A 13,508-nucleotide genomic window follows, 5' to 3' on the forward strand; every position below is an offset into this window, starting at 1 on the left:
GCGTGCAGACGGGCGATCGGTGCGACATGGGTGGCACGTCGCGACCGGCGCGGCTGGACGTACGGTGAGCGCATGGATCCTGCACCGGTGACCGACTGGGCCCAGCTCCCGCTGTCACGCACGACGGTCGACCGCGCGGCCGAGCTTCGCGACGAGGTCGACCTCGTCGAGCGGCTCGTCGCCACGTCGTCGACCCGCGTCGTGCTCGTGCGCGGCGCGTCGCTCGCCGTGCGTGCGGCGACGGCGCCGGGCGCGCTCGCGCTCGACCTCGTCCCTGCGGGCGAGGTCGTCGCCGCGCTGAGCGCCGCGTCGTCGGAGCTCACGGCGCCGCACGCGCCTGGCTGGCTGTTCCTCGGTACGGACGACGACGGTGCGTACCTGGCGCTCGTGCTGCCCGCCGAGCCGGACGACGACGTCGACATCTCGGGCGTCGTGCCTGCGCGCGCGGAGGACCTGCTCGGGCGACGCCGCCGCTTCGAGAGCCTGCGCGACGCGGGCCACCTGCTCGACGCGCGTGACGCCGGTCTCGCGACGACCGCCGTCGGCGTCGCTGCGTGGCACGTGCGCGCGCTGCGCTGCGAGCACTGCGGCGAGGCGACGCGGCCCGCTCGCCACGGCTGGTCGCGCGTCTGCACGTCCGACGGCCGCGAGACCTTCCCGCGCACCGACCCGGCCGTGATCATGGCGGTCGTCGACGACGACGACCGCCTCCTGCTCGGCCATGCCGCCACCTGGCCCGAGGGTCGCTTCTCGACCCTCGCCGGTTTCGTCGAGGCGGGCGAGTCCGTCGAGGCTGCCGTGCGCCGCGAGGTGCGCGAGGAGACGACCGTCGTCGTCGGCGACGTCGAGTACCGGTCGTCCCAGCCGTGGCCGTTCCCGCGCTCGCTCATGCTCGGGTTCCGGGCTCACGCCCTGACGACCGACGTCGTCGTCGACGGTGTCGAGGTGACGGGTGCGCGCTGGTTCACGCGCGACGGGCTCGCGGCGGACCTCGCTGCCGGGCGCGTGCTGCTGCCGATGCGGTCGTCGATCGCGCGCGGGCTCATCGAAGAGTGGTACGGGGGCCCGCTCGCCGACCGAACCGAGTGATCGGGAAGGTTCGCAGGCACCGCGCGGTTATGGTGGGCGACCGACCCACCGACCGGAGGACACCCGTGACCATCCCCGCCCCGCACACGCCCGACGCCGGCTCCGTCGTCATGTACTCGACCACGTGGTGCGGCTACTGCCAGCGCCTGAAGAAGCAGCTGACGAGCGAGGGCATCGGCTACACGGAGATCGACATCGAGCAGGAGTCGAGCGTCATCCCGTACATCGAGCAGGTCAACGACGGGAACTGGGTCGTGCCGACCGTCGTGTTCCCTGACGGGTCGTCGGCGACCAACCCGTCGCTCGCGCAGGTCAAGGAGCGCATCGGCGCGTGACGCCGCACGTTCCGCCCGGTCGGGGTGGTCGCCCCGACCGCGCGGAGATCGCTGAGCCGTCCCCAGGGGCGACCTCGGCGGCTGTCGGTGTCAGCCGCGCCTGAGAGAATCTCCGGTGATGTCTGCCGACGAGATCCTCGAAGCGCTCGACCCCGACCAACGGGCTGTCGCCACCGCCCTGACCGGGCCCGTGTGCGTCCTCGCGGGCGCGGGCACGGGCAAGACGAGGGCGATCACGCACCGCATCGCGTACGGCGTGCGCACCGGCGTCTACCAGCCGACGAGCGTCCTCGCCGTGACGTTCACCGCCCGGGCGGCGGGGGAGATGCGCACGCGGCTGCGCGACCTCGGTGTCGCCGGGGTGCAGGCCCGCACGTTCCACGCGGCCGCGCTCAAGCAGCTCAGCTACTTCTGGCCCCGCATCGTCGGCGGGGCGCCGCCCCGGATCCTCGAGCACAAGGCGCCCGCGGTCGGGCAGGCGGCCGCCGCGCTCGGCATGACGGTCGACCGTGTCGCGGTGCGCGACCTGTCCTCGGAGATCGAGTGGGCCAAGGTCTCGATGATCCCGGCGGACGACTACCCGCGTGCGGTCGCAGCGCTCCATCGGGAGCCGCCGGCGGGCTTCGACGCGCACGCCGTCGCGCGTCTGATGCGCTCTTACGAGGAGGCCAAGACGGCGCGCGGCGTCATCGACTTCGAGGACGTGCTGCTCTACGTCGGCGACATGATCCACTCCAACCCGCCGGTCGCCGACGAGATCCAGCGCCAGTACCGCCGCTTCGTCGTGGACGAGTACCAAGACGTCTCGCCGCTGCAGCAGTTCGTGCTCGACCAGTGGCTCGGCGATCGTGACGAGCTGTGCGTCGTCGGCGACCCCAGCCAGACGATCTACTCGTTCACGGGGGCGACGCCGCACCACCTCCTGAGCTTCCGCAAGACCTACCCGAAGGCGGTCGAGGTGCGCCTGGTGCGCGACTACCGCTCGACCCCGCAGGTCGTCTCGCTCGCCAACGCGCTGCTCGCGGACCGCGCCGGTCGCGGCTTCGCGGGCCTCGAGCTCAAGGCGCAGCGTCCCTCCGGCCCTCCCGTGACGTTCACGGTGTACGACGACGACGAGGCCGAGGCGGCACAGGTCGCCGCGGCTGTCGGCCGCCTCGTGAGGTCCGGGACCCCCGCAGGCGAGATCGCCGTGCTCTACCGCACGAACGCCCAGTCGGAGCTGTATGAGCAGGCGCTGGCAGACGCGGGCATCGCGTACCTCGTGCGTGGCGGCGAACGCTTCTTCCAGCGTCGCGAGGTCCGCGAGGGGATCGTGCTGCTGCGCGGGGCTGCGCGCGCCGTCGACCCGGGGCAGACGCTCCCCGAGGTCGTCCGTGACGTGCTGGTCAACGCGGGCTGGGCGCCCGAGCCCCCGGCCGCGCGCGGCGCGGTGAGGGAACGGTGGGAGTCGATGCAGGCGCTCGTCACGCTCGCTGATGACCTCTACGCGACGACGAAGGCCGGCCTTCCCGAGCTGGTCGCGGAGCTCGACGAGCGGGCGGCCGCCCAGCACGCGCCCGCCGTCCAGGGAGTGACGCTCGCGTCGTTGCACGCCGCGAAGGGCCTCGAGTGGGATGCCGTCTTCCTCGTCGGGCTGAGCGAAGGGCTCATGCCGATCTCCCTCGCGGAGACGCCCGAGGCGATCGCCGAGGAGAAGCGTCTCCTCTACGTCGGGATCACCCGCGCGCGGGTGCACCTGCGGCTGTCGTGGGCCCGGTCGCGCAACCCGGGCGGGCGCGGGAGCCGACGTCGTTCGCGGTTCCTCGACCGGTTGTGGCCCGCAGCCGAGCCGTCCCTGCCGGGCCGCAGGCCTGCCGACGGAGCGGCAGTCCGGCTGACGGGGGAGTACGACCAGGAGCTCTTCGAGGCGCTGCGGGACTGGCGCGACAGCGTCGCGGTGGCGGTCGACCGTCCGAAGTTCACGGTCCTGTCTGACCAGATGCTCGCGGAGATCGCCGAGACCCGGCCCGCCGACGAGCGGGCGCTGGTGCGCGTCAAGGGGGTCGGCCCGACGAAGATCAACCAGTACGGGGCGGCGATCCTCGGGATCGTCGCACGGTCCGGAGCCGCGAGATCGTGAGGTTCTCGAGGTCGGGGAGACCTCCCGCACCAGCTCGTCGGAAACTCGCCGGTTAATTAAGTTGTCCCCGTTCGCGGGGCAGGTCTACTGTGAACGAGTCCTTGCAGGAGCGGCCGGACCCGAGAGGGAACGGCCCGATGGAGAGATGGAGGTGAGTGCTCGATGAAGAAGAACATGATGACCGGAGCGGCGTTTAGCCTGCTTCCCGTCCGTGTCTCTGCCGCCGCGTCGTACGACCGGCGCAGCACTCACCTCGCACGCGCAGCCGCAGCACCGGCAGGCGCCCATCTGGTGGCACGTGATCGGGTTCGCGGGCACTGACCCCCGCCCCCCTCACCACTGCACCATCGCGACTCTCGCGGACGCACCTCCTCCCCGTCTCTGACGGGTGAGCTCCGAGCACCCCGCCCCGACCAGGGCGGAGCCGGACCCGGAACGCGTCTTCTCGAGTCGTCCATCGACACTCGCAAACGGACTTCCCGGAGGACATCGTGCGGCTCAGCATGCTGCTCGACACCAGCACCCAGCGCGACACGCCCGTCGTCGTCGCCCCCCTGCCCCGTTCCACGACCCGCGCCGGATCGCCTGCACCTGCCACGCAGACGCAGGACGACCGCGCCGAGTTCGACCGCCTCATGGGCTCGATGCTGCCCTGCCGCGTCGAGGACCCCGAGCTCTGGTTCGCCGAGAAGACCGTCCAGGTCGAGCAGGCGAAGGCCCTGTGCCGCGCCTGTCCGCTCGTCGACGCCTGCCTCGCCGGCGCGATCGACCGGCAGGAGCCGTGGGGCGTGTGGGGCGGCGAGGTCTTCGTCGACGGCCGCGTCGTCGCCGTCAAGCGAGGCCGCGGACGGCCCCGCAAGGTTCAGCCGAGCCTCGCGTGACCACCCGCGACCTCATGCGGTCGCTGCACGGCTCGACGACCGCACGGCCCCCTGGCCGGTGCACCCGCAACCCGGGTGCACCGGCCATCGTTCTTCCCGGGCGCGGATGTCGGGGAGCGTGAGGTGCGTCGACGTGACGACGGTCCGGCAGGACCGGTCCCACGTCGGCTCGGCTCCGGTCACGGCGAGGCTGCCGGCGTCGAGGAAGGCGAGGACGGAGCGCGTCACGACGACGGCCGCTGCGCTCGCGAGCAGCGGCTCGTCCGGCGCGAGCTCTCTGACCCGTGGAGCGCGCGGGCCCGACGGCGCCCATGCTGACGCGGTGAACGTGTCGGTGCCACGTTCGTCCTGGGTGTGCAGGCTGATGCAGCGCAGGCACGGCGTGCGGCCAGGCACGACGACGGGGCTGACGTCGACGGCGTCAGGGCGGCAGCGCACGACGAGATGCGGGACGCGCTCACCCATGAGCCGCCACGCACGGTCGGGAGCGAGGTCCTCGTCGGTCACGACGACGAGCATGTCGAGGGCTGCGAGGGGCACGTCGTGCGGGCGGGAGGGCGCGACACGTGAGCTGGTCCCGCTCGCGGACTCGGCGACGAGCCGCGCGGCCGCGACGCGGCGCAGCGATCCGACGTCGCGAGACCCGTACCCGCCGGGGCCGAGGTCGGCCTGGGTGACGTGCCGGGCGTCGTCGAGCACGAGACGGCCTATCCCTGAGGTGGAGAGGCTGAGCGTAATGAGGAGCCCGAGGCGTCCGAGGCCGAGGACGCCGACGGCGGCGGTGGCTCGGGAGGTGAGCGGCGGTGGGGTCGTGGGTGCCATGGCAGGGAGCATCCCAGTGTGTCGCCGCACGTGAGCAGTTTCCACAGGTAGATCCCGGAAGTTATCCACAGAGGGCGTGTCGGGGTCGCGGTGGGCGCGCGAATGGGGGATTCTTCCTGTGGACAGTCTCGTGGACGATGTGTGCGGTTCGCCGCCGAGCCTGGGGGAACCGGACGTGGACGACGAGGGAGCGACGCGCAGGGGCTCGGCGCGCCCTGACACGACCCTGAACGTCCCCGGTGCCGGCGATGCCGTCGAGGTCCGGCGCAGCCGCCGCCGCTCGCGCACCGTGAGCGCCTATCGCGAAGGCGACCGCACGATCGTCGCGATCCCCGCACGGTTCACCCGGGCGCAGGAGCGCGAATGGGTCGAGCGCATGCTCGCCCGCCTCTCGGCCAAGGAGCAGCGTCGTCGCCCGTCGGACGCGGAGCTCATGGAGCGGGCAGCCGCACTGTCGACCCGCTACCTGGGCGGCCAGGCGGCACCGGTGAGCGTCCGCTGGGTGACGAACATGGACCGGCGCTGGGGATCGTGCAGCGTGCAGGACCGCGCGATCCGCATCTCGGACCGCGTGCGCGGTCTCCCCGGCTGGGTCCTCGACTACGTCCTGCTGCACGAGCTCGCGCACCTGCTGCACGCCGGTCACGGCCCGCAGTTCTGGGCGCTGCTCGAGCCGTACCCCCGTACCGAGCGGGCGCGTGGCTTCCTCGAGGGCATCGCCTTCAGCGAGGAGACCGCCGTGCCGTACGAGTCCAGCCCCGACGAGACGGGCGACTGAGCCTCGCTCAGTCCTCCGGCGTCGCGGAGCCACCGTCCTCCGGGGCGTCGTCGCCGTCGGCCGCCGTGCCCGACAAGAGCTCTTCGATCGCGCGGTCCACGTCAGCCTGCTCGACGGCGACCTGCTCGCGGCGCGCGAGATAGCCTGCCGGGTCGTCGAGGTCGAGCGCGCTCGGCATGAGGTCAGGGTGCGCCCACACGTCGTCGCGCCGAGTGGAGTCGGTGTCGCGCCCGATGAGCGCCCACAGCGCTGCCGCCTCGCGCGAGCGGCGCGGACGCAGCTCGAGCCCGATGAGCGTCGCGAACGTCTGCTCGGCAGGGCCGCCAGCGGCCCGCCGCCGGCGGATCATCTCCCGCAGGGACATCGCGTGGGGCAGGTGGGGGAGCGCCGCCGTCGTCGCGACCTCGTCGACCCACCCCTCGACGAGCGCCAGGCTCGTCTCGAGCCGTGCGAGCGTGGCCTTCTGCTCCTCGGTCGTCGGGATGCCGAAGATGCCGCCCGACAGCGCGGCCTGCATCGCGGCCGGGTCGGTCGGGTCGATGTGGGCGACCGCGTCCTCGAGGGCCTCGGTGTCGATCGTGATGCCGCGCGCGTACGCGTCGACGAGGCCGTGCAGGTGCCCCCGCAACCAGGTGACGTGCGTGAAGAGCCGCGCGTGCGCCGCCTCGCGGAGGGCGAGATAGAGGCGGACCTCCTCGAGCGGCGCGTCGAGCCCCTCGGCGAACGCGGCGACGTTAGTCGGCAGCAGCGCGGCCACCGGTTCGTCGACGAGCGGCACGCCGAGGTCGGTCAGGCCGAACACCTCGCGGGACATCGCGCCGGCCGCCTGGCCGACCTGCATGCCGAACATCGCGGCACCGAGCCGCTCGACCAGCTCGCTCGGGTCGAACCCGCCGGGGCCGCCGCCCAGCATCGCGGCCATCCCCGGGGGGAGGCCCGCGTCGCCGAGCGACGCGTCGAGGTCCTCGGGAAGGTGCTCCTGGAGCACGCGGGTCAGTGCGGTGACGACGGACCGGGCGACCGGTTCGACGAGAGAGTTCCATGCCGGGATCGTGCGCTCGACCCACTCGGAGCGGCTCCACACGAACCGGCTGCCGCCCGACGGCGCGATGTCGGTGACGGCGTCGAGCCAGAGCTCCGCGACGCGCAGCGCGTCGACGGTCGTGCGCCGCTCGACGGCGTCGATGCTGGGGTCGCCCTCGGCGACCGCGACCTGCCGCGCGATGTCGTGCGCGACGTCGGGGTTGACGGGTCCCCCCGTCGTCGAGGACAGGAGCGAGCGCACCTGGGAGAGGACCTGGTCCATCATCGCGGGGTTGTCGGCGAGGCCGGCCGCGGCGTTGAGGGCGTCGACGTCCATGCCGCGCGAGCGCAGCTCGGCGATCGCCTCGTCGGCGTCTGCACCGAACACGGACCGGAGCAGGCGCTCCCAGGGCTCCTCGCCCTCGCGGGGACCGCCGGCGCCGTACGTCGTCATGGTGAACTCCTGAGAACATGTCCACGAGGACATGCGAGGGGCGGGAACGCTGACCCCTCCCACGGTAATCGACCGAGGTCCCCGGAGGAGGCGGTTCGCGGTGTCAGAGTGCGAGGTTCGCTCACGGCGCATCGTCGTGCGCGGGACCGGGCCGCTCGTCGGTGCTCTCGCTCGCGTCCTCGGCGCGGAGCCGGACGGAGCCGCCGATGCGGCGTGCGACGTCGTCGTCGTGCTCGACGGCGGGACCTTCGCACCCGTCGCACCGAGCAAGGTCGCGCAGCGCCAGGCGGAGACGTACACCGCGGTCGACGAGCTCGCCGAGGAGCTCACCCCGCACGCCGACGGCGTGCGCGTCGTCGTCGTGAGCAGCGCCGCGACCCTCGGCACGCGTCCTGACGCGACGCCCCTGACCGACGACGCGACCGTCGCGCCGGACCTCGACGGCACCGCCCTCCAGCTCGCGCTCGTCGAGGACCACCTGCGCGGCGCGCTCGCCGCGGCGGGCGTGCACCATGCCACGCTGCGCACCGCGCCGCTCGTCGGGCCCGGCGTCGACACGATGATCACGCGGCACTTCGAAGCGCCGAGGCTGCTCGCCGTGCGCGGGCACGCCCGGTCGTGGCAGTTCGTGCACGTCGACGACGTCGCGGCCGCCGTCGGCGTCATGCTCGAGAACGGCCTGCGCACCGACCATGTCGTGGGCGCGCCCGGCGCGCTGCCGCTCGCGCACGTCCTCGCCGTCTCCGGTATGCGCGCGGTCGAGCTGCCCGAGTCGACCGCGCTGTCCGTCGCCGAGCGCCTGCACCGCGCCGGGGTCCTGCCCGCGCCGGCGGCAGACCTCGGCTACGTCGTCCACGACTGGACCGTCGACCCTGCAGGCCTCCTCGCCGCGGGCTGGCAACCCGCATGGTCGAACGACGACTGCCTCGGCGTCGTGCTCGACGACGTGCGCGGCAGGTTCGGGGTCGCAGGTCGACGGGTCGGCGGCCGCGACGCGGCCGCCGTCGGCGCGGTCGGCGCCGCCGTCGCGCTGCTCGGCACCGCCGCGGTGCGGCGCCAGCTACGACGGCGCTGAGACGGTGCCGCCAGCCGGTCGGCGCAGCGGATCTTCAGGAACGTCGGCGATGATGGGGCCGTGCCTGACGAGAAGCGTCCCGGTCCCGAGCTCTTCGACGACCTCGACACGAGCCCTGGACCGTCACCCGAGCCGCCCGCGCCGCTGCTGACGCGGCGCGCCGTCGTGCAGTCGGTCGCAGTCGTGGTCGCGGCGCTCGGCCTCGCAATCATGCTCGCCCTGCCGACCTCGTTCGTCGTGCGGATGCCTGGGCCCAGCTTCGACACGCTCGGCGGGGAGGGCGACGACCGGGTCATCGTCATCGAGGACCGCGAGACGTTCAAGCCGAGCGGCCAGCTGCGCCTGACGACCGTCTCCGCGCTCGGCAACCCGGACAGCCGCGTCCCCGTGCTGCGGCTCGTGCGGGCGTGGTTCGACCCGGACGAGGGCGTCTACCCGCTCGAGGCCATCTACCCGCAGGGCGTCACCGTCGACCAGACGACGCAGGTCAACCAGGCGGACATGGTCACGAGCCAGGAGCGTGCGAGCGTCGCGGCGCTCCGCCAGCTCGGCATCGACGTGCCCTCGACGCTCACGGTGGTGAGCGCGGACCCGGGCATGAACGCGGTCGGCGTCGTCGAGCCGGGCGACGTCCTCACCACGCTCGACGGCGTCGAGCTCACGGACTTCGACCACCTGTCGACGCTCATGGACGGCAAGACCCCGGGCAGCACGGTCACGGTCGGCGTGCTGCGCGACGGCAAGCCGCTCGACCTGGAGATCGTCACCAGCGCCTCCGGCGGCCGCGCCTACCTCGGCGTGAGCCTCGAGATCGACTTCGACATGCCCTTCCCGGTCACGGTGCAGATCGACGACGTCGGCGGGCCGAGCGCCGGGATGATGTTCGCGCTCGGGATCATGGACCTGCTCACCCCCGAGGACGAGGCGGACGGCCAGGTCATCGCCGGCACGGGCACGCTCGAGACGATCGCCGGCGAGGTCGGTGAGATCGGCGGCATCACCTTCAAGATGCGCGGTGCCCGCGACGAGGGCGCGACGTGGTTCCTCGCGCCGCGCGGCAACTGCGACGAGGTCGTCGACCACGTCCCCGACGGGATGACCGTCGTGTCCGTCGAGACGCTCGCCGAGGCCTACGACGCGGTCGTCGCGATCGGCGCGGGCCGGGGAGCGACGCTCCCCGGCTGCTCCTGAGCTAGTCCTCGAACGTCGCGCGGAGCCCGGCCACGAGCCCCGGCACGAGGTCCGGTCCCGTCGCGACCTTCGACGCGTCGTCGTGCCGGCGCGTGCGGATCGCGCACCACGACGGTCCGTCTCGCAGGACGCCGACCGCGAGGCGGACATCCTCACGCTGCGGGTGGTCCTGGAGGAAGGCGAGAGCCTCGTCCGGGTCGGCGGGCATCTGCGCCTCGGCCTCCGGCGGGACCATGACCCGTTCGACGACGATCCCCGCCCCGTGCACGGTCGACGGCCAGGTGAGCGAACCGAGAAGCTCCTCGAGCGTCTCGGTGTCGGGCAGTCCCTCCTGCTCGATCGACAGCATGCTCAGCTCGTTCGCCTCGAGCTGGACGAGCAGCTCGGGCATCTGGGTCGCGAGCTCGGGCGTCGTCTCGAGCGCCTCCTTCGTGCGGATGATCGCGAACACGCGCGGCGGACCGTCCCAGCCGCCCTGCGCGACGTGCGTCTCGATCTCCTGCACCGTGTTCGCGAGGGTCAGCTCCTCGAGCGTGTAGGTGCGCGCGTTCTCGTTCGTCATGCCTCGATTCTCCCAGAGGTCCCCGGTGCCGCCGCGCCCCGCGCGGCAGGTCACGATCGGAGAACAGGACCTGACCGGTGGAACCGCACCTGGGTGCCGTACGTTGGCCCAGAAGGAACCGTTCCCGACCAGAGGTAGAACCCCGTGTCTTTTGCCAACCCTCCTCGACCGGTACGGCGCGCGAGCGGCGAGCGCCGGAAGGTGAGCCCGCTCGGCGTCACCGCCGCAGTCCTGGCGGTCATCGTCGCCCTCGTGCTCCTCGCCGCCAACTTCTGGACCGAGGTGCTCTGGTTCGACCAGCTCGGCTTCTCCAAGGTGCTCTGGACGCAGTGGGGTACCAAGGCCGCGCTCTTCGCGGTCGCCTTCGCCATCATGGCCGGGGTGGTCGGGCTCAACCTGAACCTCGCGTTCCGCAACCGGCCCGTGTACGCGCCGTCCACCCCTGAGCAGGCCACGCTCGACCAGTACCGCGAGGCGATCGAGCCGCTGCGCCGGCTCGTGATGGTCGCGCTGCCCGCCGTGCTCGGCGTGTTCGCCGGCCTCGCGGCTGCGGCACGCTGGGAGGACGTGCTCCTGTGGCTCAACGGCGAGTCGTTCGGCGTGACGGACCCGCAGTGGGGGCTCGACATCTCCTTCTTCGTCTTCACGCTCCCCGCGCTGCGCTTCTTCGTGTCGCTGCTCATGGCGGTGCTGATCGTCTCGCTCATCGCGTCCCTCGCGATGCACTACCTCTACGGAGGTCTGCGCGCCGGTGCCGTCGCGCCGGGGGACTCGCGTGCGACGCGCGCCGCCCGCGTCCAGCTCTCCGTGCTCGCTGCCACGTTCATGCTGCTCCTCGCCGCGAACTACTGGTTCGACCGGTACGCGATCCTCACGACCCAGGGGGAGCGGTTCGCCGGTGCCGGCTACGCGGACATCAACTCGGTCGTGCCTGCCAAGGCGATCCTCGCCGGCGTCGCGGTGCTCGTCGCCGTGCTGTTCGTCCTGACCGCGATCCGCGGCAACTGGCGGCTCCCGGCGATCGGTGTCGGGCTCATGGTCGTGTCCGCGATCGCGATCGGGGGGATCTACCCCGCGATCGTCGAGCGGTTCCAGGTGAAGCCGAACGCGCAGGAGCTCGAGGCCGAGTACATCCAGCGGAACATCGACGCGACGCGCAAGGCGTTCGGCATCGACGACGTCGCCGAGCAGGAGTACGACGCGAAGACGACCGCGACCGCGGGCGCGCTGCGCGAGGACTCCGAGACGACCGCCTCGATCCGCCTGCTCGACCCGTCGATCGTCAGCCCCTCGTTCAAGCAGCTCCAGCAGAACAAGCAGTACTACGACTTCGCGGACACGCTCTCGGTGGACCGTTACGACATCGACGGGGAGAAGCGCGACACCGTGATCGCGGTGCGTGAGCTCAACCTGGCCGGCGTGGGTGACGACCAGCGCAACTGGGTCAACGACCACACCGTGTACACCCACGGCTACGGCGTCGCTGCTGCGTTCGGCAACTCGACGACGTCGGACGGGCAGCCGGCCTTCTTCGAGGGCGGCATCCCGTCGGTCGGCGAGCTCGGGGAGTACGAGCCGCGGATCTACTTCGGTCAGAGCTCCCCGCAGTATTCGATCGTCGGCGCTCCTGAGGGCACGGAGCCGTGGGAGCTCGACTACCCGGACACGGCGAGCGGCCAGGTCCTCACGACGTTCCCGACCAAGGAGACGCCGGTCGGTCCCGCGATCGGCAGCTTCGTGAACAAGGTGCTGTACTCGATCAAGTTCGGCACGGAGCAGATCCTCTTCTCCGACCGCGTGAACTCCGAGTCGCAGATCATCTACGACCGTGACCCGCGCACCCGCGTGCAGAAGGTCGCCCCGTACCTGACGCTCGACGGTCGGGTGTACCCCGCTGTGGTCGACGGTCGCGTCAAGTGGATCGTGGACGGCTACACGACGACGAACCACTACCCGTACTCGGCGTCGGCATCGCTCGACGACGCGACGACGGACTCGCTGACCGCACGCGCGGCCGTCGCGCAGCTCGCGCCGGAGCGGGTCAACTACATCCGCAACGCGGTCAAGGCCACCGTCGACGCCTACGACGGTTCCGTCACGCTGTACGCGTGGGACGCGGAGGATCCGATCCTGCGGGCATGGTCGAAGATCTTCCCGACCTCCCTCACGTCGATCGACGAGATCTCCGGCGACCTGATGAGCCACATCCGGTACCCGGAGGGGCTGTTCAAGGTGCAGCGCTCGCTGCTCTCCTCTTACCACGTGACCTCTCCCGCGGTGTTCTTCTCGGGGCTGGACATGTGGACGAACCCGGTCGAGCCGACAGCCACGGGGACGACCAACGCGGCGCTGCAGCCGCCGTACTACCTGTCGCTGCAGATGCCGGACCAGACGTCGCCGGCGTTCTCGCTCATGTCGACGTTCATCCCGGGTGGTAACTCTGACCGGCAGATCCTCACGGGCTATCTGGCTGTCGACTCGGAGGCTGGGAACGTGGCGGGGAAACCTGCCGAGGGCTACGGGAAGCTGCGGCTCCTCACGCTGCCCAAGGACTCGACAGTCCCGGCGCCCGGGCAGGTGCAGAACACCTTCAACTCGAACCCGACGATCTCCGACCAGCTCAACATCCTCAAGAGCGGTAACTCGACGGTGCTCAACGGCAACCTGCTGACGGTCCCCGTCGGCGGTGGCCTGCTGTACGTGCAGCCCGTGTACGTGCAGTCCTCGACCGGCACGAAGATCCCGCTGCTGCGCAAGGTCCTCGTCTCGTTCGGCGACAAGGTCGGCTATGCGGACACGCTCGGGGAGGCGCTCGACCAGGTGTTCAGCGGCGACTCCGGCGTCGATCTGGATGAAGAGGTGCCCGACACGGGCGTGCCCACGACGCCGGTGCCGCCGACCGACGGCGAGACGCCGCCCGCGACGGAGACGCCTGCGCCGACGGACACACCTGCGCCTACGGAACCCACCGCGCCCGCGACGCCGCCCGCGCCCGGGACGCCGCGTGAACAGCTCGACGCCGCTCTCCAGGCTGCGAACCAGGCGATGAAGGACAGCGAGGCGGCCCTCACGGCCGGTGACTTCGCCAAGTACGGCGAGGCGCAGAAGCGTCTCAACGACGCGCTGCAGAAGGCGCTCGAGGCAGAGGGGGCGCTGGGCTGACGCCTGGCGGATCCGCA

Annotated in this window: 11 protein-coding genes; 8 read left to right on the forward strand and 3 right to left on the reverse strand. The window is 71.9% G+C overall.

Translation table 11 applies throughout. From position 1 onward, the window contains the following. Window positions 1-72 precede the first annotated feature (72 nt). From nudC to AC4F3Q_RS01885, 4 genes are all read left to right on the forward strand, one after another. The gene (gene nudC / locus AC4F3Q_RS01870; RefSeq protein ID WP_491038492.1) at window positions 73-1,089 is read left to right on the forward strand and encodes an NAD(+) diphosphatase; all 1,017 of its coding nucleotides are present in this window, start codon (window positions 73-75) and stop codon (window positions 1,087-1,089) included. A 110-nt stretch (window positions 1,090-1,199) separates the two neighbouring features. Next, a complete protein-coding gene (locus AC4F3Q_RS01875; RefSeq protein ID WP_286189269.1) occupies window positions 1,200-1,424 on the forward strand; it encodes a mycoredoxin in 225 nt (74 codons plus the stop codon). Window positions 1,425-1,542: 118 nt separating this feature from the next. Further along, complete coding sequence (locus AC4F3Q_RS01880; RefSeq protein ID WP_491038493.1) at window positions 1,543-3,543, forward strand: ATP-dependent helicase; 2,001 nt, start codon at window positions 1,543-1,545, stop codon at window positions 3,541-3,543. A gap of 503 nt (window positions 3,544-4,046) precedes the next feature. After that, window positions 4,047-4,424, forward strand: a complete 378-nt coding sequence (locus AC4F3Q_RS01885) for a WhiB family transcriptional regulator (protein WP_286189268.1) — start codon at window positions 4,047-4,049, stop codon at window positions 4,422-4,424. Between the two features lie 12 nt (window positions 4,425-4,436). Here AC4F3Q_RS01885 and AC4F3Q_RS01890 read toward each other — a convergent pair whose 3' ends face one another. Further along, complete coding sequence (locus tag AC4F3Q_RS01890) at window positions 4,437-5,246, reverse strand: hypothetical protein (RefSeq protein ID WP_491038494.1); 810 nt, start codon at window positions 5,244-5,246, stop codon at window positions 4,437-4,439. A gap of 226 nt (window positions 5,247-5,472) precedes the next feature. Here AC4F3Q_RS01890 and AC4F3Q_RS01895 point away from each other — a divergent pair, with 226 nt between their 5' ends. Further along, a complete protein-coding gene (locus AC4F3Q_RS01895) occupies window positions 5,473-6,024 on the forward strand; it encodes a SprT-like domain-containing protein (protein ID WP_491038833.1) in 552 nt (183 codons plus the stop codon). A gap of 7 nt (window positions 6,025-6,031) precedes the next feature. Here AC4F3Q_RS01895 and AC4F3Q_RS01900 read toward each other — a convergent pair whose 3' ends face one another. Beyond that, complete coding sequence (locus AC4F3Q_RS01900) at window positions 6,032-7,501, reverse strand: zinc-dependent metalloprotease (RefSeq protein ID WP_491038495.1); 1,470 nt, start codon at window positions 7,499-7,501, stop codon at window positions 6,032-6,034. A 100-nt stretch (window positions 7,502-7,601) separates the two neighbouring features. Between AC4F3Q_RS01900 and AC4F3Q_RS01905 the strand changes: the two genes are divergently transcribed. Beyond that, window positions 7,602-8,576 (forward strand): NAD-dependent epimerase/dehydratase family protein, encoded by a 975-nt coding sequence (locus AC4F3Q_RS01905; RefSeq protein WP_491038496.1) that lies wholly within the window; start codon window positions 7,602-7,604, stop codon window positions 8,574-8,576. Between the two features lie 60 nt (window positions 8,577-8,636). Next, window positions 8,637-9,767, forward strand: coding sequence for a YlbL family protein (locus tag AC4F3Q_RS01910; protein WP_491038497.1), 1,131 nt, complete (start codon window positions 8,637-8,639; stop codon window positions 9,765-9,767). A 1-nt stretch (window position 9,768) separates the two neighbouring features. On the opposite strand, the gene AC4F3Q_RS01915 is transcribed toward AC4F3Q_RS01910, so the two are convergent. Beyond that, a complete protein-coding gene (locus tag AC4F3Q_RS01915) occupies window positions 9,769-10,329 on the reverse strand; it encodes a PPA1309 family protein (protein WP_491038498.1) in 561 nt (186 codons plus the stop codon). A 144-nt stretch (window positions 10,330-10,473) separates the two neighbouring features. On the opposite strand from AC4F3Q_RS01915, the gene AC4F3Q_RS01920 reads away from it, so the two are divergent. Further along, window positions 10,474-13,491 (forward strand): UPF0182 family membrane protein, encoded by a 3,018-nt coding sequence (locus AC4F3Q_RS01920; protein WP_491038499.1) that lies wholly within the window; start codon window positions 10,474-10,476, stop codon window positions 13,489-13,491. Window positions 13,492-13,508: the final 17 nt, after the last annotated feature.

The organism is Flavimobilis sp. BM9, assembly GCF_058313055.1.

Excerpts from the sequence above, each read along its gene's own strand:
- nudC (WP_491038492.1), top strand. The coding sequence starts at position 73 with ATGGATCCTGCACCGGTGACCGACTGGGCCCAGCTCCCGCTGTCACGC.
- AC4F3Q_RS01875 (WP_286189269.1), top strand. The coding sequence starts at position 1,200 with ATGTACTCGACCACGTGGTGCGGCTACTGCCAGCGCCTGAAGAAGCAG.
- AC4F3Q_RS01880 (WP_491038493.1), top strand. The coding sequence starts at position 1,543 with ATGTCTGCCGACGAGATCCTCGAAGCGCTCGACCCCGACCAACGGGCT.
- AC4F3Q_RS01885 (WP_286189268.1), top strand. The coding sequence starts at position 4,047 with ATGCTGCTCGACACCAGCACCCAGCGCGACACGCCCGTCGTCGTCGCC.
- AC4F3Q_RS01890 (WP_491038494.1), bottom strand. The coding sequence starts at position 5,246 with ATGGCACCCACGACCCCACCGCCGCTCACCTCCCGAGCCACCGCCGCC.
- AC4F3Q_RS01900 (WP_491038495.1), bottom strand. The coding sequence starts at position 7,501 with ATGACGACGTACGGCGCCGGCGGTCCCCGCGAGGGCGAGGAGCCCTGG.
- AC4F3Q_RS01915 (WP_491038498.1), bottom strand. The coding sequence starts at position 10,329 with ATGACGAACGAGAACGCGCGCACCTACACGCTCGAGGAGCTGACCCTC.